This window comes from Megasphaera massiliensis, from assembly GCF_000455225.1.
GTDB classification, from domain to species: Bacteria; Bacillota; Negativicutes; order Veillonellales; family Megasphaeraceae; genus Megasphaera; species Megasphaera massiliensis.
Genome location: NZ_HF954537.1, coordinates 337,681 through 361,062, shown reverse-complemented (window position 1 = coordinate 361,062; position 23,382 = coordinate 337,681). Strand labels below are relative to the sequence as shown.

Here is a 23,382-nt window from a genome sequence, read left to right as displayed (position 1 = left end):
ACCGTGGGAACAGCACTTTTTCAGCTTATCAAATCATTCAAAATCATTATGGAACTTAATCGTGCGGTACGTTTCAAAGGTCAGCCACTTATCGAAGACTTTGGCGTCGGGATTGTCTCCGGCAGCGGCATAATCGGCCTTAAAGTCGGCAAATTCCTGTGCCGTATGGACGTTAATGGCAAAGCCCCGGCCGTTAACCAACGGTTTTTCCGTATAGGCGTAGCCGTCGAGGGTCAGGATATTGGCGACCTTGGCCTTACGGATTTCAACAGCCAAATTATCGCGTAGGATGAGGATGTCGAAGTCGTCGGGATAGGCATAGGTTTCGCCTTTGGTCGGAATGGCATCGCCGATGTGATACTGGCGGTAAGCCGGTTTGGCCTTGGTGATGTTCAGGCTCTGCATGCCGTAGAAGAAGTCTTCAAAGACGTCGCCCCTCCCCTTAAGGCTGCCGTTGACGAAGGTGTGGTCGCTGTCGGTATCGTTGCCGTCGATGACGACGCCGCAGGCCGACGTCATGTTGGTGACCCGGTCGATGAGGATCAGCTCGCCGAGTCCTTTATGATGGCTGAAGGTGTCGACGACAATCGGTTCCTGGAGGAACAAGGTGCAGACGGCGATTTCGTTCTTTGAAACGGCCGTGGCCCGTTTTTTCTCGCCCGTATTGACGTCGATGGTGTAGTCGACATCGGTCAGGACGCCGACGATTTCCTTAGTCCCCAGTTTGACGACGTATTCTTTGCCGACGACTAAGGGTTGGTCATCCATCCAGAGCATGGTCGCTGTAATGCGCTGGCCGAGGCCGATAGCCGTATCTTTCGTAAAGACACAGCCCCGGGAGACGTCGACTTCCCGGTCGAGCTGGACATTGACCGGCTGACCTTTTGAGGCCGACGGGACGGAGTTAAAGCCGACCAGGATGTCTTTAACCTTGGCTTCCTGCTTGCTGGGCAGTATCTGAATCGTATCGCCGACCTGCAGCGAGCCGCTTTCGATTTGGCCCTGGAAGCCGCGGAAAGTATGGTTCGGCCGGCAGACACGCTGAATGGGAAGGTAAAATCCTTCTTCGTCATTTTCTTCGACGTCGACGGTTTCCAAGTATTCGAGGATGGTCGGGCCGTCGTACCAAGCCATAGGAACGGACTTTTTGGTAACGTTGTCCCCTTCCGTCGCCGACACAGGGATGAAGACGGCGTTTTCCAGTTCCAAGTCGTCCCGAAGGGCTTCGATATCCCGCTTGATGGCTTCAAAGCGCTTCTGATCGTAGTCGACGAGGTCCATCTTGTTGATGGCAAAGATGAAGTAGCGAATGCCCATGAGGGCGCAGATACGGGCGTGGCGCCGAGTCTGGACCAAGACGCCCTGGGTAGCGTCGATGAGGATGATGGCCAAATCGGCAAAGGAGGCACCGACGGCCATGTTGCGCGTATATTCTTCATGGCCCGGCGTATCGGCAACGATGAAGCTGCGATTATCCGTATTGAAATAGCGGTAGGCGACGTCGATGGTGATGCCCTGTTCCCGTTCAGCCATGAGGCCGTCGAGGAGGAGCGAATAGTCAATGGCCCCGCCGCGGCTGCCGACCTTGCTTTCAAGTTCCAACGCCCGTTTCTGATCGGCATAGAGCAGTTTGGCATCGTACAGCAAGTGGCCGATGAGCGTCGATTTGCCGTCGTCGACACTGCCGCAGGTGATGAATTTTAATAAACCGTTTTCATTTCTATCCATTAGAAGTACCCCTCTCTCTTTCTGCGTTCCATACTGCCGGCCGCTTCGTTATCGATGACCCGGCTCGTCCGTTCCGACGATACGGCACTCAAGGTTTCGTCGATGATGGCGTCCAGCGTGTCGGCGTCCGATTCGATGCCCCCCGTCAGCGGATAGCAGCCAAGGGTCCGGAAGCGAATCTTCTTATGCATGACTTCTTCGCCGGGCTTTAAGCGCATGCGGTCGTCGTCGACCATGATGATGTTGCCGTCGCGGTAGACGCAGGGCCGTTCAGCGGCAAAGTACAGGGATACAATGTCAATGTTTTCCCGCTTGATGTACTGCCAGATATCCTTTTCCGTCCAGTTGGAAATGGGGAATACGCGCATGCTTTCCCCCTTATGGATATGGGTGTTGTACAGTTTCCACATTTCCGGACGCTGGTTCTTCGGATCCCAAGCCTGGGCTTCGTTGCGGAAGGAAAAGATGCGTTCCTTGGCGCGAGACTTTTCTTCGTCGCGGCGGCCGCCGCCGAAGGCTGCCGTGAAGCCGTATTGGTTCAAGGCCTGCTTTAAGGCCTGGGTCTTCATGATATCCGTATAGGATGCGCCGTAATCGAAGGGATTGACTCCCTGTTTTACACCTTCCTGATTGATATGTTCAATGAGCTGAAGGCCGTATTTTTTCATCGTTTCATCGCGGAAGCGAATCATTTCCTTAAACTTCCAAGTCGTATTGACGTGGAGGAACGGGAACGGTGGTTTTTCCGGATAAAAAGCCTTCAAGGCCAGATGGAGCATGACCGAGCTGTCTTTGCCGATGGAATAGAGCATGACGGGCTTTTCACACTCTGCCGCCACTTCGCGGATGATGTAAATCGCTTCGGCTTCCAAGTTGTCAAGATGCGATAATGCAGACATAATAATCCCCCTCTAAACAGATAGATAGTAAGGCCGGTTAATACGAATTGGCCTGTTTGCGGTCGATGGTAATCGTCTCTTCACTGCCGTCAGGCCGACGGATGTGCCATTTGATGTACTGACCTTCGGTGGTGACGTTCATCGTACTCCCCCGGCCGCCCATGTCGGCGCCGAGGTAAAAGTCGATGGCCTGGACGGGACACTCTTTGACGCAGGATACACAGCCCCAACAGTCTTTGGGGTAATGCATCCGGGCCTTTCCCGTCTCGTTGATATCGATAAGGCTGCCCGGGCAGACGGACACACAGCGTTTGCAGCCGATGCAGCGGTCTTGATTAATGCGAATGCTCATAAAGGCTCCCTCCCGGTACTAAATCGCGGTATACCATGTGAATCTGGCCGTCTTCATCCATGCGGGAATTGACATATTTCAACCATTCTTCCCTCTGCTCCGGATAGTCGAGGTTTTCGGCAAAGGAATGCCACCGCGTTTCCTTGCGGGCCCGGAGGTGAGCAATGAGGACCTTGCAGACCGTCAATCGTTCGCGCAGTTCGTAGACGAAGAGCAGTTCATGGTAGTCGCCGGCACCGACGCTGTCGGCCAAATCGGTAAGTTGGTCGATTTTTTCATCGGCCAGTGCCAGTTGGCGTTCATTGTACTGGTAATGACTGCCGATGCCGCCGGCGTAGGTGTCCATGACTTTCTGCATGGCTTCTTCCAGTTCTTCGACGGTAAAGAAAGGTCGTTCTTCGCCGAGGAAGGCGTTGTATTCGGAGACCTTGTCAGCTAAGAGCTGCTGTTCTTCATCGGCCGTCAGCTCGAGGTCTCCGGACAAGGCAGTTTCCACGATGTGCTTGGCAGCGATTTCCCCTTCGACGAGGGCGCCGGTTACGTACTTCTGCGGGCAGCCGCCGGCGACGTCACCGGCAGCATAGAGCCCTTCAATAGTCGTCTGCCGATGGGTATCGACCCAGTATCCGCTGGCCGTATGGCCGCCGACGACGTAGGGTTCGGTCCCTTCGATTTCGACATTTTGCTGACTCGGGAATTTTCCCGATTCCATCCATTTCAGGGTCTGGCTCGGCGCCATATTGAGGTAGGCTTTTAAGAGGGCTTCATCCTCTTTAGCCGTCAAGCCTTCTGTCTTGAGGTAGCAAGGCCCCTTGCCTTCGAGGTTTTCCTTCACCGTGCCGTAGAGCCGCTGGGACGTGGTCAGGCCGTATTTATCTTCGTAGACTTCGCCCTTGGCGTTAATCTGCTTGGCACCGACGCCTTGGGCGATGGTCCCTGTCGGAGCAATGGTATCCTTGCAGCGCAAGGCGATGAAACGCATTTCAAAGGTCGTCATTTCCGCCCCGGCCCGAATGCCCATGGCGTAACCGGCTCCCGTATTAAAGGGACTGTACCACATCTTATGGCGGGAAAAACCGGGATTGTTGGGCCGGTAGAGGCCGGACGCACCGCCGGTTGCACAAAGGACGGCTTTGGCCCGGATTTCATAAGCCGTACCGGTCAGGATGTCGAAGCCCAGGGCACCGGCAATGCGATTGTCGCGGACGATGTAGTCGGTGATATTGAGGTGATTGATAACTTCGACATCGTCCAGTTTCTTTACGGCATCGGCCAAGATGGTCTTGATATTTTCGCCGTTGATCTTGATGTTGCGCGGGCCGCGGGTAACGTATTCCCCCTGTTCGTCTTTCAAGATGACCAGGCCCAATTCTTCAAGCTTCTTGGTGACTTCGTTGAGGCCTTCCGACATGGTCAAGAGCAGGTCTTCGCGGACGATGCCGGCGGCGTCTTTCTTGGCGTAATCCACATAAAACTGCGGCGTATGGCCCTTGGTGATATAGGCATTCAAGGCGTTGACACCGGCTGCCAGACAACCGCTGCGGCGAATGTCTGCCTTTTCGGCGATGACCACCGAGGCCTTCGACAGGCTCCGGAGGGTCAAGGCGGCATAACAGCCTGCCGTTCCCCCGCCGATGATGAGGACATCGGTGTGGATGATTTTCTCCTTCTGAATCTGCATGGCAATACTCCTTCGTTTAAATATAGAATACATCAGAGCCCATCATGGCACTGTTTTCTCGTAAATAGGTCTTATCCCCGTCGAGGACGTGGAGGCGGTAAATGAGGACCTTCACCGTTTCTCCGACCGTAAGATTCGGTGCATCAAAGGCGTATTCCCCGTGAATGAGGTAGTCCTTGACGCGCAGGGTCACGTCGAGGCGGCTGCCGCGGAAGACGACGGCTTCGACGACACCGTCTTCAGCAGCACTGGCGTAGCGCTTCATCGTCCCCTGTTTATAGATCTTGAGGAATTCCGGTCGGATAATGGCTCTTTTCGGACCGCCGACGTCGACGAAGCCCGTGAGGACGCTGCAGTTGTCGATGACGACGGGCGTCCCAATGAATTCGGCCACAAAGGGCGTCTTGGGCTTGCTGTATATATCAAAGGGCGTCCCGACTTGTTCGATGCGGCCGTGATTGGTGATGATGATTTCATCGGCCACTTCGACAGCTTCATCTTGGTCGTGGGTGACGAAGATGCTGGTAATACCGACGCGGTGAATCGTCTCTTTCAGCCAGTTGCGCAGCTCTTGCCGCACCTTGGCGTCGATGGCCGCAAAGGGTTCATCGAGGAGCAGGACCTGGGGATGAGGCGCCAGGGCCCGGGCAAAGGCCACGCGTTGTCGCTGGCCGCCGGAAAGCTGATTGGGATAGCGGCCTTCCATACCGGACAGGCCGACGAGGTCGATCATCTCCAGGACCCGTTCTCGAATATCCGCCTTTTTCATCCCCTGTATGGTGAGTCCGAAGGCGACGTTGTCAAAGACGGTCATATAGCGGAACAAGGCGTAGTTTTGGAACACGAAGCCGATGCCCCGCTTGGCAGCGGGAATGTCATTGACCCGTTTACCGTCGATGACGATGTCGCCGCTGTTGGGATTTTCAAGGCCCGCCAGCATGCGTAGGATCGTCGTCTTGCCGCTGCCGCTGGGTCCCAGGAGGGCGACCAGTTTGCCCTTGTCGACGCAAAAGGACACGTCCCGCGAGGCGTGGAAAGAGCCGTAGTTTTTTTCGATATGCTTCATCTCGACGTACATGACATCACCTCCTTAAGATGGCTTGTGGAGCTTGGCTTCAAAGAATACCCTCAGCAAGAGAACGCCGACGGCTAAGAGTACCAAGAGGGACGACACGGCAAAGGCCGCCGTAATGGCATCGGTCGACCCCGATTGGTAGAGGGCGTCGATTTCAAGGGGCAAGGTAAAGGTTTCGCCCCGCAGTTTCGACATGGCGCTGACAGCACCGAATTCGCCGAGGGCCCGGGCCGTACAGAGGACGATGCCGTACAATAAGGCCCATTTGATCTGCGGCAGGGTAATGCGGAAGAATATCGTCTTCCCCTTGGCCCCCATGAGGGCGGCGGCTTCTTCTTCATCGCGGCCCTGGGTATGGAGGACCGGAATGATTTCCCGGAAGACGAAGGGAAAGGTGACAAAAATCGTCGCCAAGATGACGCCGGGAACGGCGAAGACAATCTGAATATCCGTCCCTAAATAATCGTTCAGGACTTCGATCCACTGACCGATCCAGCCCATGCGGCCGAAGGTCATGATGAAGGCCAGGCCGGCGATGACCGGCGAGACGGAAAAGGGAATATCGATGAGGGTCGTGAGCAGGTGCTTTCCCCGAAAGTCGAATTTTGAAATGGCCCAGGCCGCACAGAGGCCGAAGACGGTATTGACGATGACGGCAATGACCGTGGCTATCAAGGTCAGGCGCAGGGCTGACAAAACGTAGGGCGTCGTCAACGCTTTGACGTAAAAGTCCCAGCCCTCGGCCAGTGAATTCATTAGGACCGAAATGAGGGGGACGATGAGCATGACGACGACGAAGACGACGCTAATGCTCAGTAAGAGTATTTTTGTCTTGCTGTGCTTCATGATTCCCCTCCTCTATTGAACGCGCCGAGCCTGCCAGAGCTGAATCATATTGATGGAAAACAGCATGGCAAAGGCGATGATGAGCATGACCAAGGCGATGGCCGTAGCGCTGGCATAGTCGACGTAATTAAGCTTCTGCATGATGACGTACGAGACGACCTGAGTGTGGTTCTTGGCACTGTTGCCGGAAATGTAAATGACACTGCCGTATTCGCCAAGGCCCCGGGCAAAAGCCAGGCCGAAACCGGTCAAGAGAGCCGGCCGCAGTTCCGGAAAGATGATGCGCCGGAAGATGGTAAACTTCGACGCGCCGAGCATGCTCCCCGCCTCTTCATAGGTCGGATCCAAATTTTCCAGGACCGGTTGAATGGAGCGGACGACGAAGGGAATGCCGACGAAGACCAAGGCGATGATAAGGCCGATATGGGTATAGGCAATGGAAATGCCGTAGCCGGCAAAGAAGCTGCCGAAGAAGCCCGTATCGGAATAGAGCTTGGAAAGAGTAATGCCGGCAACGGCCGTCGGCAAGGCAAAAGGCAGTTCGATGACACCGTTTAAGAGGGTCTTGCCGCGAAATTCATAGCGGACGAGGACCCAGGCCAGGATGAAACCGAAGACGGAATTAATCAGGGCCGCCAAGAAAGAACTTCCAAGGGTCGTGATAAAAGCATTGCGAATGGCACTGTTGGTGATGAGCTTGGCGTAGTCATTGGCCGTCAGCTGAAAGGCGTGGCCTAAAATCGATATCAACGGGATTAGGATCAATAAGGACAGCATGGCCAGGGTCACGCCCAGGGTCAGGCCGAAGCCGGGAATAATTCGGTTTCGCCCGCCCGCCGGGTTTGAAAATGGATTCATCTGCATCCCTCCTTATTGACTGCCATCGACATCGGCCATGATTTTATCAAACATGGCGTCGTCGTCGAAGAATTTGACATAGGCTGCATCCCAGCCGCCGAAGTCGCTGATGCGCGTCAGCTTGACGTCAAGGTCAAATCGGTCGGCGTAGCGCCGGAGAATCTCCGGATTGGACGGCCGGAAATCATTTTTGGCGGCCAATTCCTGGCCTTCGTCAGAGTACAAATAGCGCAGGTACTCCTGAGCCGCCTGTTCATGACCCTTACGCCGAGCCAGGCGGTCGACGACGGCCACACTGGGCTGTGCTAATATGCTGACACTGGGTACGACGACTTCATAGCTGCCGGGATATTCGCGCATCGTATAGAGCGCTTCGTTCTCCCAGGCGATGAGGACGTCCCCCTGCCCGTTTTCGACAAAGGTCGTCGTCGAGCCCCGGGCGCCGGCGTCCATGACGGTGACATGGCGGTAGAGGTCGGTCATGAAGGCCCGGGTCTTGATTTCATTCCCCCCGAAATGATCAAGGCCCCAGCTCCAGGCGGCCAAAAAGTTCCAACAGGCACCGCCGCTGCTCTTGGGATCCGGCGTAATGACACTGACGCCGGATTTCGTCAAATCGTTCCAGTCGCGTATCCCCTTGGGATTCCCCTTGCGAACCAGAAAGACGATGGTCGACGTGTACGGTGCCGAGTCATCGGGCAGTTCCTGTTCCCAACCGGCGTCGATGAGGCCGGCCCGTTCCAGGCGTTCGATGTCATACGACAGGGCCAGGGTCACGACATCAGCCCGACTGCCTTCGATAACCGATCGGGCCTGGCTGCCCGACTCGCCGTGAGACTGGACGATGCGGATATCCTTCCCGTTCTGCTCTTTATAATGCTTTTGAAAAGCTTCATTATATTCTTTATATAATTCACGTGTTGGATCATACGAGACGTTGGTCAAGGTAAGCGTGTCCTCATCAGTCCCACGACTGCAGCCGGCCAAGAGACCGGCCGCCGTGAGGACTGCCGTGACAGTCAGTACCGCTATGATTTTTTTATGTTTCATATCTTTTCCCCCTCGATACCGACTGCAGGCCCTTACAGGCCTTCTTCAAATAAAGATGTAGATAAATAGCGCTCGCCGCCGTCCGGCAAGAGGACGACGATAGTCTTGCCCTCGTTTTCCGGCCGCTTGGCGACGGTTAGGGCCGCCTGTAAGGAGGCACCTGACGAGATGCCGACCAAGAGGCCGTCGGTCTTGGCCACTTCCCGAGCCCGTTCATAAGCATCCTCATTCGATACGTCGATCACATCATCTACGAGTGACATATCGAGGACGCTGGGAATGAAGCCGGCGCCAATCCCCTGAATGGCGTGGGGCCCGGGCTTTCCGCCGCGAAGGACGGCCGAGTCTTTCGGCTCGACAGCGACGATTTGTACCTCCCGGTCATGGCTTTTTAACCCCTCAGCCGTGCCGGTAATGGTACCGCCGGTGCCGACGGACGAAATGAAGATATCGACATTACCGTCCGTATCGCGCCAGATTTCTTCGGCCGTCGTCGTCCGGTGGATGGCCGGATTGGCCGGATTGTCGAACTGCTGCGGAATGAAGGCGTTGCCGTAAGACTTTCGCAGTTCTTCAGCCTTGCCGATACTGCCGCGCATCCCCTCGATGCCCGGTGTCAGCACGACTTCTGCACCCAAAGCCTTGACGATTTTCTGCCTTTCCAGGCTCATCGTATCAGGCATGGTCAAGATGAGGTGCAGGCCCTTCACGGCAGCGGCCATGGCAAGACCGATGCCGGTGTTGCCGCTCGTCGGTTCGATGATGACCGTATCCTGAGCGATCTTCCCGGCTTGTATCCCGGCGTCGATCATGGCCACGGCCACTCGATCCTTGACGCTGCCCAAGGGATTGAAGTATTCAAGCTTGGCCAGGACCCGGCCTTTGATGCCGTGTACCGCCTGCCAGCGGGTCAGCTCCAAGAGCGGCGTATGACCGACGAGGTCGGTCACGTATTTTGCTACATGCTCCATAAGATCCCTCCATGTTGCCAAAAGAAAAGCGCCACCTGTGATAAGCAGATGGCGCAAGAAATAAACGTATGCCCATGACTTCATCTGCCAGGTAAAATCCTGCTGGAATTGGCACCTTACATGCGTAGGTTGCCGCAGCGTCAAAGGGCCAGTCCCTCGGCTGCTCTGGATGAATAGGTTCGTATTGTATTGTCCTATGATAGATGGCTGTACAATACGATTATATCGTACAACACATGATGGTCAATTTTTTTAAGTACCCCATAATGACATACCTCATTCTTATACACTGTATACAACAACGATTCGCTTGAAACGTTACTGGAATTGTACACTTTGTAAGGCGTCTTGTCAAGGCATTTTATGAAAAAAATGAAGAAAAAAGTTAAAATTACGTATAAAGAGGCCGTCATCAGCCTTCATTAAAAAGCAAGGCGCATTTGATACCAAACGGCTCCACCGTGTTCCGAGGTGCTGAGTCCCTCGTTTTTAAAGCCGAATTTAGCATAATAATGCAGGAGCTTATCCTTGCAGGTCAAGACCAGTCCCTGGCGGCCTTCTTTGCGGGCGTCGTCGATAGCTTTCGTGAGAAGTAATGCGGCATAACCGTGCTTCCGATAACTTGGTAATGTATTGACGCCGAAAATCATCTGCCAGGCTCCCTTTTCGTCGTGGAGAGAGGCATCCCCATAGAGGTCGTCCGTCAAATCGCGTTGATCCGTAACCATGCCGTCGACGAAAGAAATGAGAGTCCCATCGTCGCCAAAGAGCAGCCAAAAATGACGGCCAAAGTAGGAAATACGGTCGCGCAGGCGTTCTTCCGATGCTGCCTCGGCCGCCGGAAAACAAGCCGCTTCTACGGCGGTGACAGCCTTAAGGTCGTCGAGAGTTGCCGTTCTGATATTCATGCCATCGCTCCTTCCATCATGGCCCTCCTGCCTCTTACAGTCGGACACAGTGAACGTATATTTCAAATATTATATCGTAAATGCCGAGAAAAAGCTACAGGAAAACGTCTGGAGAAAGTCCGTAAATGAACGTCCCGAAAGTTCCAGACCGTCATATCGCTCTTTTTCAACAGCAGCAGCCGGTCGGCATCGAATAAATACCCCTGTAACTCCGGCCCCTTCCGGGAATCGAAGCATCCCTCCGAACCATTCGAACGGCTGTGATTTTCACCGGAAAAGGCCTGTCACAGCGGCAAATACAGAAAAGGACCTGTATGAAGTTTTTACCTCACACAAGTCCTTTTCAAAAGGCTTTATGTCGCCCTTTATGCTTCAGTGTTCGCTTACACCGGCACGGCTTTCTTCCCTGGCTGCGTGATCGGCAGCCATGCGGCGGAGCCGTTTATTTCGCCGTACTTCGGCTTTCCGGTTGCTTTCCTTTATATTCGCGACGACGGACCGGGCCAACCAGCCCAGGAGACAACCGGTCAAGAGGATCTTAATGGCCGGTAAATCCCAGTGTGTCGACAAGAGCAGTGCCAAGACGACGAAGGCAGCCGTGACGAGCGTTTTATTCATGAATCGATGCATCTCCCTGTAAACGTACATAAATAGCCTCAAATTGAATTTAATTATACACGCTTTTCGGGAATAAAACAAGCCGTAATCGCAGGGGCCACTCCCCTTGCGTAAAGGCTAAATTTGGGCAAAGAGTTTTTCTTTGGTCCGTTCGGCTTCAGCTTTGATCTTTTCGATGTCGAGTTTGGTAAACTCTTTGTTCCGCAGGAGGACTTCCCCGTTTACCAAAACCGTGTCGACGTCCATGCTGTTGGCGCTGTAAGCCATGAGGCTGAGGGCGTCGTGTTTCGGGTACCAATGGAGCCCTTCGCGGTCGACTAAGGTGATGTCGGCTTTGTAGCCGGCTTCGAGTTTGCCGATATCCGTATAGCCCAGGCATTTAGCCCCGCCTTCAGTCAGCATGTTGATAGCCGTTTCAGCCGGGATGACCGTCGGATCGAGGGTGTTGGCCTTGTGGACAAGCGCCGCCAAGTGCATTTCTTCGACGATGTCGAGGTTGTTATTGCTCGAGGCGCCGTCGGTACCGAGGCCGACGGTGATGCCTTTTTTCAGCATCTTGGCGATGGGAGCAAAGCCACTGGCCAGTTTCAAGTTGCTGCCGGGATTGTGGGCGACGCGGACGTGTTTTTTAAGCATAATATCCATGTCGTCGTCGTCGACCCAGACGCAGTGGGCCGCCAGGCAGCCCGTGTCGAAGAGGCCCAGGTCGTTGAACCAGGCAATGGGCGATTTGCCGTACTGCTGCTTAATGTTTTCGACTTCGCCCTTCGTTTCCGACAAATGGGTGTGGATTTCAGCCCCTAATTCATGGGCCAAATCGACGACGCGGGAGAGGTATTCCGGCGTATTGGTGTACGGCGCATGGGGGCCGAGCATAACCGTAATGCGGCCGTCCCCTTTTTTATGCCAGTCTAAAAAGAGCTGTTTATTTTCTTTGAGAGCCGTTTCGGCACTGGGCGTAATACCCGTCATGCCCCGGCTCAGGCAGGCTCGGATACCGGAAGCGTCGACGGCGCGGGCGACGTCATCCATGAAGAAATACATGTCGGCAAAGGACGTCGTGCCGCAGCGGATCATTTCGGCAATACCGAGCATGGTCTGGGCGTAGACGACGTCGCCGTCAAGCTTATCTTCGGCCGGCCAGATTTTCTTCTGGAGCCAATCCATGAGCTGCATGTCATCGGCATAGCTGCGGAAGACGGTCATGGCGATGTGGTTGTGGGTGTTGACGAAGCCCGGCAGGGCCAGCATCTGCTTGCCGTCCATGACTTCATCGTAATCGGAAAGGACGGGATTTTCGGGAAAGCCCGTGATTTTCGTGCCGTCGATGGCAATATTTTGATCTTCTGTTACCTTGTGGTCCCGATAGAGGCCGACGTGCTGAATCAGTTTTTTCATCCTAGTCCGCTCCTCTTAGTCGAGATTCAAGTATTTGCGCTGTTCTTCACTGAGGGTATCGATGGCGTACCCCATGGAAGCCAATTTGATTTTGGCGATATCGTCGTCGATTTCATGAGGGAGGACATAGACGTGGTTTTCAAGTTCCGTATGATGGTCGAGGATGTATTTGGCAGCCAGGGCCTGAACGGCAAAGGACAGGTCCATGATTTCAGCCGGATGACCGTCGCCGGCAGCCAGGTTTACCAGACGGCCTTCCGCCAAGAGGTTGATGACGTGACCGTTGGGGAGTTCATAGCCTTCGATGTTGTGGCGGGCTTCAAAATGGCGGACCGAGAGGGCTTCCAGTTCGGGGCGGTTGATTTCGACGTCGAAGTGACCGGCATTGGCCAGGACGACGCCGTCTTTCATGTTCTTCATGTGTTCGCCGCGGATGACGTCTTTATCACCGGTCAAGGTGACGAAGATATCACCGACTTTAGCCGCTTCGGCCATAGGCATGACTTCAAATCCGTCAAATACGGCTTCAATAGCTTTGATCGGGTCGACTTCGGTAACGATGACGTGAGCGCCGAGGCCTTTGGCGCGCATAGCGCAGCCTTTACCGCACCAGCCGTAGCCGGCGACGACGACTTTCTTGCCGACGACAGTGAGGTTCGTCGTGCGCATGATGCCGTCCCATGTCGACTGGCCTGTACCGTAGCGGTTGTCGAAGAGATATTTGCAGTACGAATCGTTGGCTGCAATCATGGGGAACTTCAACTGGCCGGCTTTATCAAGGCCGTGGAGGCGGTTGACGCCGGTCGTCGTTTCTTCCGTGCCGCCGAGGAGGTTTTCCATGGCGTCGCTCCGAGTCGTGTGCAGCAGATGGACCTGATCGCCGCCGTCATCGATGATGATGTCCGGCTTATGGTCGAGGGATTTATTCAGAAAATCGAAGTATTCTTCATCGGTTGCGCCGTACCAGGCATAGACCGTCAGGCCGTCTTCGACGAGGGCTGCTGCGACGTCGTCCTGAGTCGACAAGGGGTTGCTGCCGGTAACGATGACCTTAGCGCCGGCCCGGTGAAGGACTTCGGCCAAATATGCCGTCTTGGCTTCGAGGTGGACGCTGACGCAGATGGTCTTGCCCTTAAAAGTCTGTTCGGCTTTCAATTTGTCGCCAATGGCATTGAGGGCCGGCATGTGACGGTCGACCCAATTGATTTTTTCATGGCCGCTCTTAGCTAATTTGATGTCGCGAATAATTGATTCCATACAGTTCATACCTCTTTCTATAATGAATGCTTGTCAAAAAATGTCTGTACAGCCTCCGTATCGGGATGGCTGATGATGCCCTTTTCGGTGATGATGGCCCGGATGTTTTCATGGGGCGTCACATCAAAGGCCGGGTTGTAGACCGGCGTATCCGAAAGGGCTGTGGCAGCGCCTCTAAAAGAGCGGACTTCGTCGTGACTGCGCTCTTCAATGGGGATTTGACTGCCGCCGGCAATGGACCGGTCAAAGGTCGACAGGGGCGCTGCAATATACAGGGGAATACCCAGGACCTTGGCCATCAGGGACAGGCCGTAGGTCCCGATTTTATTGGCCGTATCGCCGTTGGCGGCAATGCGGTCGGCACCGACGATGATGGCGTCGACGCCTTTTTCTTTCATCGTCCAGGCGGCCATGTTATCGGTAATGAGCGTAACCGGAACACCGCCTGCCATGAGCTCAAAAGCCGTCAACCGCGCTCCCTGCAGGAGGGGCCGCGTTTCATCGGCATAGACCATCTTGACCTGTCCCCGGCGATGGAGTTCAGAAATGACGCCGAGAGCCGTGCCGACGCCGGCCGTCGCCAGGGCTCCGGCATTGCAGTGTGTCAGAAGGGTCAAGGGGCGGTCCCCTTTCCCGATTTCATCGGCCCCCCAGCCGGCCATGGCCGTATTGATGGCCACATCGTCGGCATGGATGGCTTGGGCCTTGTCTTCTAAGACATGGACGATCGCCGTCGGACTTTCGCCGCCATGGGCCTTCGCGCAGGCCATCATTTGCTCCAAGGCCCAGTGGAGGTTGACCGCCGTCGGGCGAGCCCCGTCAAGATTTGTGCAGATATCCTGAAGGGCCGTTATAAAAGGCTTTTCACCGGGCTTTTCAAGGATAGAGCGGGCACCTAAGACGACGCCGTAAGCGGCGGCAACGCCGATAGCCGGGGCTCCGCGGACGGCCAGGACGGAAATGGCCTTATGGACGTCCTGCCAGGTCGTACAGGTCAGATAGGTTTCGGTAAAGGGCAGAACCGTCTGATCGAGGAGATAGAGAGTTCCCTTTTCCCAGCGCAACGTTTCCATTATACCGTAAACCCTCCGTAAGCCTGGAGCGTATGGTGGCAGGCACAGTCTTCATCGACGGGATAGTTTTCGATGCTCTTTAAAATGAGCTGGCGCAGGCGCAGGGAGCTCTTGGCCATGGCATCGACGACTTCTTCATGGGTCAGGGGCTTATCGGAAATGCCGGCAGCAAAGTTGGTGACCATGGACACCGTGGCGTAGCAGATTTCCGCTTCCCGGGCCAGGCAGACTTCGGGAACGTTGGTCATGCCGACGATATCGCCGCCGAGTTTTTGGAACATCCGGATTTCCGCCGGCGTTTCAAACCGCGGCCCTTCGGTGCAGACATAGGTTCCCGTAGCATGGAGACGGCAGTCTCCCGCGTCAGTCGCTGCCTGAATAACGTGGCGGCGCAGGGTCGGGCAGTAAGGTTCCGTCATGTCGACGTGGACGACGCCGTTGGCACCGCCGTCGAAAAAGGACGTGTGCCGGCTCTTGGTGAAGTCGATGAACTGATCGGGCAAAACGAAGTCCCCGGGCTTGTACTCGGGATTCATGGATCCAACAGCCGTCGTCGCCAAAATGGCCGTGACGCCGAGGCGCTTCAATCCGAGAATGTTGGCCCGATAGTTGATGAGGTGCGGCGGAATGGAATGCATCCGGCCGTGACGGGCTAAAAAGATGAGGTCTCGGTTCTGATACGTCCCCTTCCAGTAACGAATAGAACCGTAATACGTATCCATGTACCCTTCGCGGACATTGGACAAAATCTTCGGATCACAGACTCCGGTACCGCCGATGATGGCAATAAGTCCCATGATAAAACCTCCCTTTATGAAATGAAGATCAATGCTTGTCTGCCCCGGCCTTTTCGTATAAGGCCGCTACTTCGTCGTGGGACAGGGTATACTTGGCGCCGCAGTAATGGCAGGTCATTTCGACCTGGGGATCCTTCAAGAGGGATTCTTTGTCTTCCGGGCGCAGGGATAGCAAGGCACTTTCAAAGCGCTGGCGCGAGCAGGTGCAGCGCCAGTAGAGATGCTGACGGTACAATTCTTTATAATGCATGCCGCCGAGGATGATGTCGATCAGGCCTTCTCCCTTGGGATGGTCCTTGAGGTACGTCGTCAAGGCGCCGACTTGGGTGATGTTGGCTTCGACACGAGCCAGGTCTTCATCTTTGGCACCGGGCAGGGCCTGAACGAGGAAGCCGCCGGCAGCGGCAATGGTGTAATCCCGGTCGACGAGGACGCCTAAGTTGATCGTCGACGGCACCTGTTCCGATGTATAGAGGTAGTAGGCGATATCTTCGGCAATTTCACCGGACACGAGGTCGGCCTGGCTGGTATAGGTCGTCGTCTTCGGCGTAAAGCGGGTCACGGTCATCTGGCCGTTGCGGCCGACGGCAGCCGAGACGTCGAGTTTGCCGTTCGGTTTTAAAGGCAAATCAATCGTCGGATTGTCGACGTAGCCGCGAAGCTTATTGGTATCGAAGCAGTCGGCATGGACGGCGCCCAAAGGGCCGTCGCCGGCGATCTTGATGGATACGCCTTCGTGGTTCTTATAGTCTCCGGCGAGAAGGGCTGCCCCGGTCATGGTCCGGCCCAAGGCGGCACAGGCCACAGGCGATAAGTTATGGCTCTGACGGGCTTTTTCCACGATGCCTGCCGTAAAGGCAATGGACACGCGGATGGCCTCATCTGATGTATAGTGAATAATTTGATTGTCTCTGATCATAATCGATTCTATCCTTTCTCTACAAATCCAATCCTTATTATACAACATCTGTCCACCCCTAGCCAGTCCCGCCCCCAAAAGCCCCATCCATAGCGGCCGCCCTTTTCTTGCCTTTTACTCAATCATTCTATTCAAAATAGATAAAGTTTGTCCGCTTTTTAAGCAGGAATTTGCCGTATTCATCTCGAATAGTATTAGGAAGCAGCCAAGAAGGAGTGATATCCATGAAGACAGAAAAGAAAACGATCCCCGTACAGGAAGAAGTATTCCCCGACGAAGTCAAGGAAATGGCCCTCTGTCCGCCGGCTCCGGAAACGGAAACGGAGGACCCGGAAGCGCCGTATATGGCCTCCGATATGTATCAGCGCATCGTCGCTTTGATCAACAACTTTGAATCGGAACTCCCCGATACGATGCAGGCCGGCGGCCGCCTGGTCTCGGCCGGCGACATTACCTTCAGCATTCAGGATATCGGCTACTGGGACCCGAATATGATCGTCTTTTACGGCGAACTCTCAGACGGCTCGGCCGTCGAACTGGTCCAGCACCTGTCCCAGCTCAACCTGCTCTTGGTGGCTGTCCCCCGACAAGATGACATCCAAAAACCGCGCCGGGTCATCGGCTTTACCCAAAAAGCAGAACCCGACATCATACACGATGCTCAAGATTAAGTATTATTACGAAAGGATATGCCTTTAATGAAACATGAACTCCCTTATTTTTATATCGGTTCGGCCTACGGCGGTAATCAGGATTGGCTGACGGACCGCATGATGAACCTCGGCGGCTGCGCTGCTGTGACGGCCTGCGATTCTTCCATTTATTTTACGCGCTATAAAGACGCCCAAGGCCTCTATCCCTACGAGACCGAAGACGTCGCCAAGAAGGACTACATCGCCTTTACCAATGTCATGAAGCCCTATCTCCGTCCGCGCTGGGGCGGCATCGACCGCCTCGACATGTACATCGACGGCATGGGCCAATTCCTGACCGACCACGGCGACGACGACATCACCATGGACCCCTGGTCCGGCGATAAGACGGCAGAGGAAACGAAAGACGTCATCAAGGCTCAAATCGACGCCGGATGGCCCATCCCCCACCTGGTCCTGCATCACAACAATCCCAACTTTAAATTCTATGACTGGCACTGGTTCTTACTGACGGGCTACACCGAATTCGACGGCGACTTCATGGTCAAAGCCGTTACCTACGGCTCCTGGCGCTGGCTCGACTTCAACGGGCTGTGGAATACGGGCCACCGCAAAAAAGGCGGCCTCATCCTCTATCATCGTCATTCCTAAGACCGGTATCCCCGTTCTATTTACGAAAAACTCTCCAGCTGCATCGCCAAGCGGTGTAACCGGAGAGTTTTTTTATTTCATGAAATTCGCCGTCTTAAGCCACTGACGAACGGCATCGGACGTTTCGCCCATCTCGTCATGACGGAGGACGAAGTCTTCATAGACGTCCGCGTCGGGCTCGAGTTCGGCAATGTCTTCGACGGTATCGACAAAATCACTGTCCCCGGACGAAGCCACGGCATACAAGGCCTTCCCGGAAAAATCGTTTTCCGTCAAAAAGGACGTAACCGGTGCCGGCAGGGCATCCCACCAAATGGGATAGACCAAAACGACCGTATCGTACCGGCTCATATCACCGACGTGGCTTTTCAGCTCCCGTTGTTCATCACGGGCAGCCGCCGCCTTTTCATCACGAATCATGGCATCGTAGTCGGCGGAATAAGGCTTTTCGGCCAGGATGGAAAAGACGTCGCCGCCGGTTTCCCGGGCGATTTCGTTGGCAATCATGGCATCGTTTCCGATGATTTCACCGTCTTTTACATTGAGGCTGGCCGACGTCATGACGTCGTATTCCTTGGAATGAATGGCTTGGGCATCTGTATTATCGGGATACGTAAAATAAGCAATGAGGACGCGGCGGGGATTCCCCTGGCCGTTATGGACGACAGCCGTCGAAACCGGCTTCTTTTCATTTTGGGCAAGGGTTTCCCGATGGGTATCGTTGTCAGTCCGTGCCGGACCTCTGGCACAGGCGGACAGAAGGAGTGTTAACACAAGAGTCCCCACGAGGACAGAAGCACGTTTTATCATAGAGAAATCCCCCATCAGTTAATTTCTTATCTATACTTTATATTATACGATAGTAAGATTCCCTTGTAAAACAACAGTCTGTGCCATACCGGATTCTCCGATGCCAAAAAGGCCTGCATCGAGACGATGCAGACCTAAATAGAAACTATGTTTTTTTTACTTTGAACCAGGCGGCGTACATCGTCGGCAGGACCAAGAGGGTCAGGACGGTGGCCACTAAGAGACCGCTGGCAATGGCCACGGCCATGGGGCCCCAGAAGACGCTGGTCATCAAGGGAACCATGCCTAAAATGGCCGCCGCGGCCGTCAGCATGATGGGCCGGAAGCGCAGGACCGCCGAATCGATAATGGCGTGCCACGGGTCTTCGCCAGCAGCCATATGCTTTTCGATCTGGTCGAGGAGGATAATCGAATTGCGGATGATGATGCCCCCTAAAGCCAGGATGCCGAGGTAGGCTACAAAACCCAGGGACTCTCTAAAGAGAAGCATCCCCAGGGAGACCCCGATGAGTCCCATAGGAGCCGTAATCAGAGTCAGTCCCATAAGGGGCAGGCTCCGGAGCTGGAACATGAGCAAGGTCATGATGATGATGACCATGACAGGCACGGGACCCAAGAGATATTTCAAGGATTTTTGGCTGTTTTCCAGAGAGCCGTCCACTTCCACCGTGTAGCCGAAAGGCATATTATCACGGATGTCGGCGATGGAATCGTAAGCCTTTTGCGTCGCATCGTCAGCCGTTCCCGACTTGATGCCGCCGTTAATGGTAACCGTCGGCTTTAAGTTGCGGCGCCAAATGAGGCCGTCTTCGCCTTGATAGGAAATGCGGGCGATCTGTTCCAAGGGAACGTAGCCGGCTTGGCCGACGTAGACCGGCAGGCTCCGGATGGCTGAAAGATCCTGGCGGTCCTTATCGTCGAGGCGAAGCTGAATATCGATGGTCTTATCCGGTGCATAGTACTGGGCCACTGTCGCCCCGGACAGTTCCGTATACAAGGTCTGGGCAATATCCTGACCGGAAATCCCCATGGCCCGCAGTTTATCCTGGTCGAGCTCGACGTGCATAACCTTATCTTTTTGATCCCAGTTGAGGAAGACGTTTTCCGTATTCGGGTCTTTGGCAATGCGGGCGGCAATCTCTTCGGCATAGGCTTTGACCTTGTCCTTATCGTAACCCGATACGCGCATCATGATGGGATAATCCGACGGCGGCCCCAAAGAGATGTGCTTAATATTGCTGCGGACGTTGGGGAACTTATCGGCCAGCTCCGTCTTCAAGGAGGCTGCCAGGGCTTCCCGCGATTCTGTATCCTTGGCGACGACGACGAACTGGGCGTAATTATCGGCCGGAAGGACGGGCTCGACAGTCAGGACGAACCGCGGTGCTCCTTGGCCGACGTGATACGAGTAATTCTTCAATTTATCCTGCTGGCCGTCAAGGTACTGAGCCAACCGGGACGCTTCTTTCTGGGTCGCTTCCATAGAGGAGCCCTCGGGCAGGGTCATTTCAACGATGAGTTCCGGCCGCAGGGACGGAGGAAAGAATTCTTTCGGAATAAAATAGGTCAGCCCGGCCGAAATGACGAAGACTGCAGCCGTCCCGCCGATGACGATGACGCGATGGGTCAGGCACCAGTTCAGGACCTTGCGGAAAAAGACGTAGAACCGACTGGTATACAGCTTTTCCGGGTCCTCGCCCTCTTTCTGTTTGGGCTTGATGAGGTAATAGCCAAAAAGAGGTGCTACCATGACCGATACGATCCACGACAGGACCAAAGCTGCCGTGATGACCGGGAATAGGGCTTTACAAAATTCAGCGGCTGCGCCATCGGAAAAGGCGACGGGAATAAAGCCGGCGCAGGTAATGAGGGTCCCGGTCAGCATGGGCTTGGCCGTAGCCCGAAAGGCGTAGCAGGCGGCGTCGATGCGGCTCCTCCCTTTTTCGAGCTGGACGGTCATCATTTCGACGGCAATGATGGCGTCGTCGACGAGAAGGCCCAAGGCGATAATGAGGGCCCCTAAGGATACCTTATGAAGGTCGATACCGACTATTTCCATGATGCAGAAGACGCCCGTAAGGACCAAGGGAATGCAGAAGGCGACGACCAGGCCCGTCCGCAGGCCCAGGGTGATGAAGCTGACGACGAGGACGATGGCGATGGCTTCCCACAGTGTTTCCGTAAAGTCACTGATGGACTCTTTGACGATCTGCGGCTGGTCCGAGACCTGGTTCATTTCCATGCCGGCCGGAAGGTCGGCTTTGACGCTGGCTTCAAGCTTTTTCAGGTTTTCGCCGAGCTTTAAATTGTTGCCGCCGTCCTTCATGGACAGGGCGATGCCGACGGCAGGCTTGCCGTTATAGAACATCTTAGGGTCGGCCGGTTCGGTATAACGCCGTTCGACGGTTGCGATGTCGCCTAAGCGGAAGACGCGGCCGTTGGCATTGATGGGCAGGTTGCGGATGCCTTCGACGTCCTTAAAGACGCCGGACAGGCGAAGATAAACGTTGTCCGACTCGGTGTTCACCATGCCGGCCGGCGTCATCTCATTTTGGCCCTTGACGGCATTGGCGATGACCGTCGGCGGAATGCCCAGTTCGGCCAGTTTGGCATTGGCCACTTCGATATAGATTTTTTCTGACTGTTCACCGACGAGTTCGACTTTGCTGACGTCGTCGACGTTCATCATCATGCGGCGTATCTTTTCGGCTTTTTGCCGCAGTTCTTCATAAGAATAGCCGTCGCCCGTGAGGGCATAGATGGAGCCGAAGACGTCGTCGAAGCGGTCGTCATAGTACGGACCGTAGACGCCGTCCGGCAAGTCGCGTTTGACGTCTTCCGTCAAGTTTCTGACTTCGTGCCACGTATCGCGGATGCTGCTTTGCGGCGCCTTATCGTCCAAATTGACGTAAATGACCGATTGCCCCGGCCGGGAATAACTCTTAAGGTAATCGAGGTGCGGCGTGTCCTGGAGCTTCTTTTCAATCTTGTCGGTCACCTGTTCTTCCATCTGTTCTGCCGTAGCTCCCGGCCAGGCGACGGTGACGATCATGGTCCGCACGGTATACGTCGGGTCTTCCATCCGGCCCAGTTTGATATAGGAAAAGACGCCGGCAATGGCCACGAGGATGATGAAATACCAGACTAAGGCCCGGTTACGGAGGGATACTTCTGATAAGTTTCTCATACATCGTCCCCCTCAATGCGGACTTTTTCGCCGGCCCGTAATTTATGGACGCCGGCCGTAACGACGATATCCCCCTTTTGAAGGCCTGTGACCTTGACGCTGTTGTCGCCAAAGGTTTCAACGGACACATTTTTCAGGGACAAGGTCTTGTCTTTACCGACGACCCAGACCTGAGGCGTACTGCCGGTCTGATAAATAGCCGATAACGGCAGGACGACCGTATCGGCGGCAGCCCGTTCTTCACCGGCATTGGCAACCGATGCCGTCATGCCCAATTGCAGGCCCTGGGGCGGATTTTGCAGGGTAATATTGACTTCATAGGTCCGCGATACGGCATCGGCCATAGGCGCCACTTCGCGGACGACGCCGGACACGGTCTGGTTCTGAAGGGCCCAGAAGGACACGGTCACGGCTTTTCCGACAGGAAAGTCGGAAAGTTTATTTTCCGGTACGTTAATGGTGACTTCTAAATCGCCGTCATGGACCAAGGTGACGACGGGCTGGCCGGCCGGGACGACCTGCCCCACTTCGGCAGTGACGGCAGCGATGACGCCGTCGGCATCGGCCGTAAGCCGGGTATAAGACAACTGATTGTCCTGGGCCTGCTGACCGGCCTGAGCCTGATTATACTGGGCTGCTGCCCGGTCATAGGCCGTTTGGAACTGATCGAGGTCGGCGGCACTGACGGCATCGGAGCTGTAAAGTTCCTTATAACGCTTTAGATTAGCCGCCGCCAGCTGGAGCTGGGCCGCTGCCGCGTCGACCTGAGCCTGAGACTGGTTGACGGCCTGCATGATGTCCTTGGGATCGACGGTCATCAAGACGTCACCGGCCTTGACCCGCGTGCCGAGCTGGACGTTGCGCGTCGTAATCCGGCCGCCGGCTTGGAAAGAGAGCTTACTTTCATAGCGCCCTTTTACCGTCCCCGAATAGGTACCGGCCGTACTGTCATTCGTTTTTCCGACTTCCATGGTCTTTACCAATTGATCCGGTTCGGCCGCGGTCTGCTCACTGCCGCAGCCGGCTAAAGTCACGGCCGCCACGATGGCAGCTGCGGCGAGGATGTACTTCATATGCCACCCTTTCATCGTATCATCTCCCCCTTTTTCTTCACAGCGCGTATATCGGCTTCATCAGCCCGCTCGGCAATGGCGTGCAGCATGGTAAGCAGCTCATCGCGCTTCGTTTCATCAAAACCTTCTACGAGATAGGTAATCCAGGTTTCTAAAAATCCCGCCAACTCCCCTTGAATATCCCTGGCTTTAGGCGTCAGATAGATAAACTTAAAGCGCCGGTCGCCGTCCTTTTGGCGGCGGCATACGTAGCCTTTCTCTTCCAAGGTTTTCAGGCTGCGAGCGACGAGGGCCTTATCGGCTTTCATTTCGTTACAGAGCTCGCTTTGGCTGGAGCCGTCGAAATCATAGAGGGTCATGAGGGTCACGTATTCTGAATAAGACAGGTTCCAAGGCTGACAGGCTTCGGTAATATAGGCCTGGGACCGCATATTGATAACCCCGAAATCGTGACCGACACATAAGTAATTCATCTTATTGTCCCCTTTATTAGTTGATTGAATCAACCATTTTCTTATAGTATAGCAAAGGGATTTGCCAAAAGCAAGAAAAAAAAGAGGATTCCCTTACGAAGGCAA

At 54.9% G+C, this 23,382-nt stretch carries 22 protein-coding genes and 1 riboswitch; of the genes, 2 read left to right on the top strand and 20 right to left on the bottom strand.

Annotated elements, in window-relative coordinates:
• Nucleotides 1–33: 33 nt before the first annotated feature.
• The 16 genes from TX77_RS05070 to hslO form a co-directional block, all read right to left on the bottom strand.
• Complete coding sequence (locus TX77_RS05070; protein WP_071822318.1) at nucleotides 34–1,728, bottom strand: sulfate adenylyltransferase subunit 1; 1,695 nt, start codon at nucleotides 1,726–1,728, stop codon at nucleotides 34–36.
• Nucleotides 1,728–2,627, bottom strand: a complete 900-nt coding sequence (cysD, locus tag TX77_RS05065; RefSeq protein ID WP_044503737.1) for a sulfate adenylyltransferase subunit CysD — start codon at nucleotides 2,625–2,627, stop codon at nucleotides 1,728–1,730. Before cysD ends, TX77_RS05070 begins: the two co-directional genes overlap by 1 nt.
• Nucleotides 2,628–2,664: 37 nt before the next feature.
• The gene (locus TX77_RS05060; protein WP_044503736.1) at nucleotides 2,665–2,979 is read right to left on the bottom strand and encodes a 4Fe-4S dicluster domain-containing protein; all 315 of its coding nucleotides are present in this window, start codon (nucleotides 2,977–2,979) and stop codon (nucleotides 2,665–2,667) included.
• Nucleotides 2,963–4,660, bottom strand: a complete 1,698-nt coding sequence (locus TX77_RS05055) for an adenylyl-sulfate reductase subunit alpha (protein WP_044503735.1) — start codon at nucleotides 4,658–4,660, stop codon at nucleotides 2,963–2,965. Before TX77_RS05055 ends, TX77_RS05060 begins: the two co-directional genes overlap by 17 nt.
• Nucleotides 4,661–4,676: 16 nt before the next feature.
• Nucleotides 4,677–5,738 carry a sulfate/molybdate ABC transporter ATP-binding protein gene (locus TX77_RS05050; RefSeq protein WP_044503734.1) on the bottom strand — a complete coding sequence of 354 codons (1,062 nt, stop codon included), beginning with the start codon at nucleotides 5,736–5,738 and terminating at the stop codon, nucleotides 4,677–4,679.
• A gap of 12 nt (nucleotides 5,739–5,750) precedes the next feature.
• Nucleotides 5,751–6,581 carry a sulfate ABC transporter permease gene (locus TX77_RS05045; protein ID WP_044503733.1) on the bottom strand — a complete coding sequence of 277 codons (831 nt, stop codon included), beginning with the start codon at nucleotides 6,579–6,581 and terminating at the stop codon, nucleotides 5,751–5,753.
• 12 nt (nucleotides 6,582–6,593) lie between these two features.
• Nucleotides 6,594–7,439: a sulfate ABC transporter permease subunit CysT gene (gene cysT, locus TX77_RS05040; protein ID WP_044503732.1), complete on the bottom strand. Its 846-nt coding sequence runs from the start codon at nucleotides 7,437–7,439 to the stop codon at nucleotides 6,594–6,596.
• 12 nt (nucleotides 7,440–7,451) lie between these two features.
• Nucleotides 7,452–8,489 carry a sulfate ABC transporter substrate-binding protein gene (locus TX77_RS05035; RefSeq protein ID WP_044503731.1) on the bottom strand — a complete coding sequence of 346 codons (1,038 nt, stop codon included), beginning with the start codon at nucleotides 8,487–8,489 and terminating at the stop codon, nucleotides 7,452–7,454.
• Nucleotides 8,490–8,521: 32 nt separating this feature from the next.
• The gene (gene cysK, locus TX77_RS05030; RefSeq protein WP_044503730.1) at nucleotides 8,522–9,460 is read right to left on the bottom strand and encodes a cysteine synthase A; all 939 of its coding nucleotides are present in this window, start codon (nucleotides 9,458–9,460) and stop codon (nucleotides 8,522–8,524) included.
• A 77-nt stretch (nucleotides 9,461–9,537) separates the two neighbouring features.
• Nucleotides 9,538–9,636: riboswitch (SAM riboswitch) on the bottom strand.
• A gap of 246 nt (nucleotides 9,637–9,882) precedes the next feature.
• Complete coding sequence (locus tag TX77_RS05025) at nucleotides 9,883–10,368, bottom strand: GNAT family N-acetyltransferase (RefSeq protein ID WP_044503729.1); 486 nt, start codon at nucleotides 10,366–10,368, stop codon at nucleotides 9,883–9,885.
• A gap of 372 nt (nucleotides 10,369–10,740) precedes the next feature.
• The gene (locus TX77_RS05020; protein WP_044503728.1) at nucleotides 10,741–10,986 is read right to left on the bottom strand and encodes a hypothetical protein; all 246 of its coding nucleotides are present in this window, start codon (nucleotides 10,984–10,986) and stop codon (nucleotides 10,741–10,743) included.
• Nucleotides 10,987–11,103: 117 nt separating this feature from the next.
• The gene (locus tag TX77_RS05015) at nucleotides 11,104–12,384 is read right to left on the bottom strand and encodes an amidohydrolase (protein ID WP_044503727.1); all 1,281 of its coding nucleotides are present in this window, start codon (nucleotides 12,382–12,384) and stop codon (nucleotides 11,104–11,106) included.
• A gap of 15 nt (nucleotides 12,385–12,399) precedes the next feature.
• Entirely contained in the window at nucleotides 12,400–13,641 is a 1,242-nt protein-coding gene (locus TX77_RS05010) for an adenosylhomocysteinase (protein WP_044503726.1), read from the bottom strand.
• A gap of 17 nt (nucleotides 13,642–13,658) precedes the next feature.
• Nucleotides 13,659–14,714, bottom strand: coding sequence for an S-methyl-5-thioribose-1-phosphate isomerase (gene mtnA / locus TX77_RS05005; protein WP_044503725.1), 1,056 nt, complete (start codon nucleotides 14,712–14,714; stop codon nucleotides 13,659–13,661).
• Nucleotides 14,714–15,511 (bottom strand): S-methyl-5'-thioadenosine phosphorylase, encoded by a 798-nt coding sequence (gene mtnP / locus TX77_RS05000; RefSeq protein WP_044503724.1) that lies wholly within the window; start codon nucleotides 15,509–15,511, stop codon nucleotides 14,714–14,716. The genes mtnA and mtnP overlap by 1 nt, the downstream gene beginning before the upstream one ends.
• A 28-nt stretch (nucleotides 15,512–15,539) precedes the next feature.
• Complete coding sequence (gene hslO, locus TX77_RS04995; RefSeq protein WP_044503723.1) at nucleotides 15,540–16,430, bottom strand: Hsp33 family molecular chaperone HslO; 891 nt, start codon at nucleotides 16,428–16,430, stop codon at nucleotides 15,540–15,542.
• A gap of 224 nt (nucleotides 16,431–16,654) precedes the next feature.
• Between hslO and TX77_RS04990 the strand changes: the two genes are divergently transcribed.
• Nucleotides 16,655–17,101, top strand: coding sequence for a DUF6173 family protein (locus tag TX77_RS04990; protein ID WP_230198047.1), 447 nt, complete (start codon nucleotides 16,655–16,657; stop codon nucleotides 17,099–17,101).
• A 27-nt stretch (nucleotides 17,102–17,128) separates the two neighbouring features.
• Nucleotides 17,129–17,734, top strand: coding sequence for a hypothetical protein (locus TX77_RS04985; RefSeq protein ID WP_044503722.1), 606 nt, complete (start codon nucleotides 17,129–17,131; stop codon nucleotides 17,732–17,734).
• 72 nt (nucleotides 17,735–17,806) lie between these two features.
• On the opposite strand, the gene TX77_RS04980 is transcribed toward TX77_RS04985, so the two are convergent.
• The 4 genes from TX77_RS04980 to TX77_RS04965 all read right to left on the bottom strand — a co-directional run bounded on the left by TX77_RS04980 (nucleotide 17,807) and on the right by TX77_RS04965 (nucleotide 23,277).
• Nucleotides 17,807–18,544 (bottom strand): flavodoxin, encoded by a 738-nt coding sequence (locus tag TX77_RS04980; protein WP_044503721.1) that lies wholly within the window; start codon nucleotides 18,542–18,544, stop codon nucleotides 17,807–17,809.
• Between the two features lie 145 nt (nucleotides 18,545–18,689).
• On the bottom strand, nucleotides 18,690–21,731 hold the full coding sequence (locus tag TX77_RS04975; protein ID WP_044503720.1) for an efflux RND transporter permease subunit: 3,042 nt from the start codon (nucleotides 21,729–21,731) through the stop codon (nucleotides 18,690–18,692).
• Nucleotides 21,728–22,819, bottom strand: coding sequence for an efflux RND transporter periplasmic adaptor subunit (locus tag TX77_RS04970; protein ID WP_044503719.1), 1,092 nt, complete (start codon nucleotides 22,817–22,819; stop codon nucleotides 21,728–21,730). The genes TX77_RS04975 and TX77_RS04970 overlap by 4 nt, the downstream gene beginning before the upstream one ends.
• Entirely contained in the window at nucleotides 22,816–23,277 is a 462-nt protein-coding gene (locus tag TX77_RS04965) for a MarR family winged helix-turn-helix transcriptional regulator (protein WP_044503718.1), read from the bottom strand. The genes TX77_RS04970 and TX77_RS04965 overlap by 4 nt, the downstream gene beginning before the upstream one ends.
• Between the last annotated feature and the right edge of the window lie 105 nt (nucleotides 23,278–23,382).

Coding starts and splice junctions, on each gene's coding strand:
- TX77_RS05070 (WP_071822318.1), bottom strand. CDS start 1,728: ATGGATAGAAATGAAAACGGTTTATTAAAATTCATCACCTGCGGCAGT.
- cysD (WP_044503737.1), bottom strand. CDS start 2,627: ATGTCTGCATTATCGCATCTTGACAACTTGGAAGCCGAAGCGATTTAC.
- TX77_RS05060 (WP_044503736.1), bottom strand. CDS start 2,979: ATGAGCATTCGCATTAATCAAGACCGCTGCATCGGCTGCAAACGCTGT.
- TX77_RS05055 (WP_044503735.1), bottom strand. CDS start 4,660: ATGCAGATTCAGAAGGAGAAAATCATCCACACCGATGTCCTCATCATC.
- TX77_RS05050 (WP_044503734.1), bottom strand. CDS start 5,738: ATGTACGTCGAGATGAAGCATATCGAAAAAAACTACGGCTCTTTCCAC.
- TX77_RS05045 (WP_044503733.1), bottom strand. CDS start 6,581: ATGAAGCACAGCAAGACAAAAATACTCTTACTGAGCATTAGCGTCGTC.
- cysT (WP_044503732.1), bottom strand. CDS start 7,439: ATGAATCCATTTTCAAACCCGGCGGGCGGGCGAAACCGAATTATTCCC.
- TX77_RS05035 (WP_044503731.1), bottom strand. CDS start 8,489: ATGAAACATAAAAAAATCATAGCGGTACTGACTGTCACGGCAGTCCTC.
- cysK (WP_044503730.1), bottom strand. CDS start 9,460: ATGGAGCATGTAGCAAAATACGTGACCGACCTCGTCGGTCATACGCCG.
- TX77_RS05025 (WP_044503729.1), bottom strand. CDS start 10,368: ATGAATATCAGAACGGCAACTCTCGACGACCTTAAGGCTGTCACCGCC.
- TX77_RS05020 (WP_044503728.1), bottom strand. CDS start 10,986: ATGAATAAAACGCTCGTCACGGCTGCCTTCGTCGTCTTGGCACTGCTC.
- TX77_RS05015 (WP_044503727.1), bottom strand. CDS start 12,384: ATGAAAAAACTGATTCAGCACGTCGGCCTCTATCGGGACCACAAGGTA.
- TX77_RS05010 (WP_044503726.1), bottom strand. CDS start 13,641: ATGGAATCAATTATTCGCGACATCAAATTAGCTAAGAGCGGCCATGAA.
- mtnA (WP_044503725.1), bottom strand. CDS start 14,714: ATGGAAACGTTGCGCTGGGAAAAGGGAACTCTCTATCTCCTCGATCAG.
- mtnP (WP_044503724.1), bottom strand. CDS start 15,511: ATGGGACTTATTGCCATCATCGGCGGTACCGGAGTCTGTGATCCGAAG.
- hslO (WP_044503723.1), bottom strand. CDS start 16,430: ATGATCAGAGACAATCAAATTATTCACTATACATCAGATGAGGCCATC.
- TX77_RS04990 (WP_230198047.1), top strand. CDS start 16,655: ATGAAGACAGAAAAGAAAACGATCCCCGTACAGGAAGAAGTATTCCCC.
- TX77_RS04985 (WP_044503722.1), top strand. CDS start 17,129: ATGAAACATGAACTCCCTTATTTTTATATCGGTTCGGCCTACGGCGGT.
- TX77_RS04980 (WP_044503721.1), bottom strand. CDS start 18,544: ATGATAAAACGTGCTTCTGTCCTCGTGGGGACTCTTGTGTTAACACTC.
- TX77_RS04975 (WP_044503720.1), bottom strand. CDS start 21,731: ATGAGAAACTTATCAGAAGTATCCCTCCGTAACCGGGCCTTAGTCTGG.
- TX77_RS04970 (WP_044503719.1), bottom strand. CDS start 22,819: ATGAAAGGGTGGCATATGAAGTACATCCTCGCCGCAGCTGCCATCGTG.
- TX77_RS04965 (WP_044503718.1), bottom strand. CDS start 23,277: ATGAATTACTTATGTGTCGGTCACGATTTCGGGGTTATCAATATGCGG.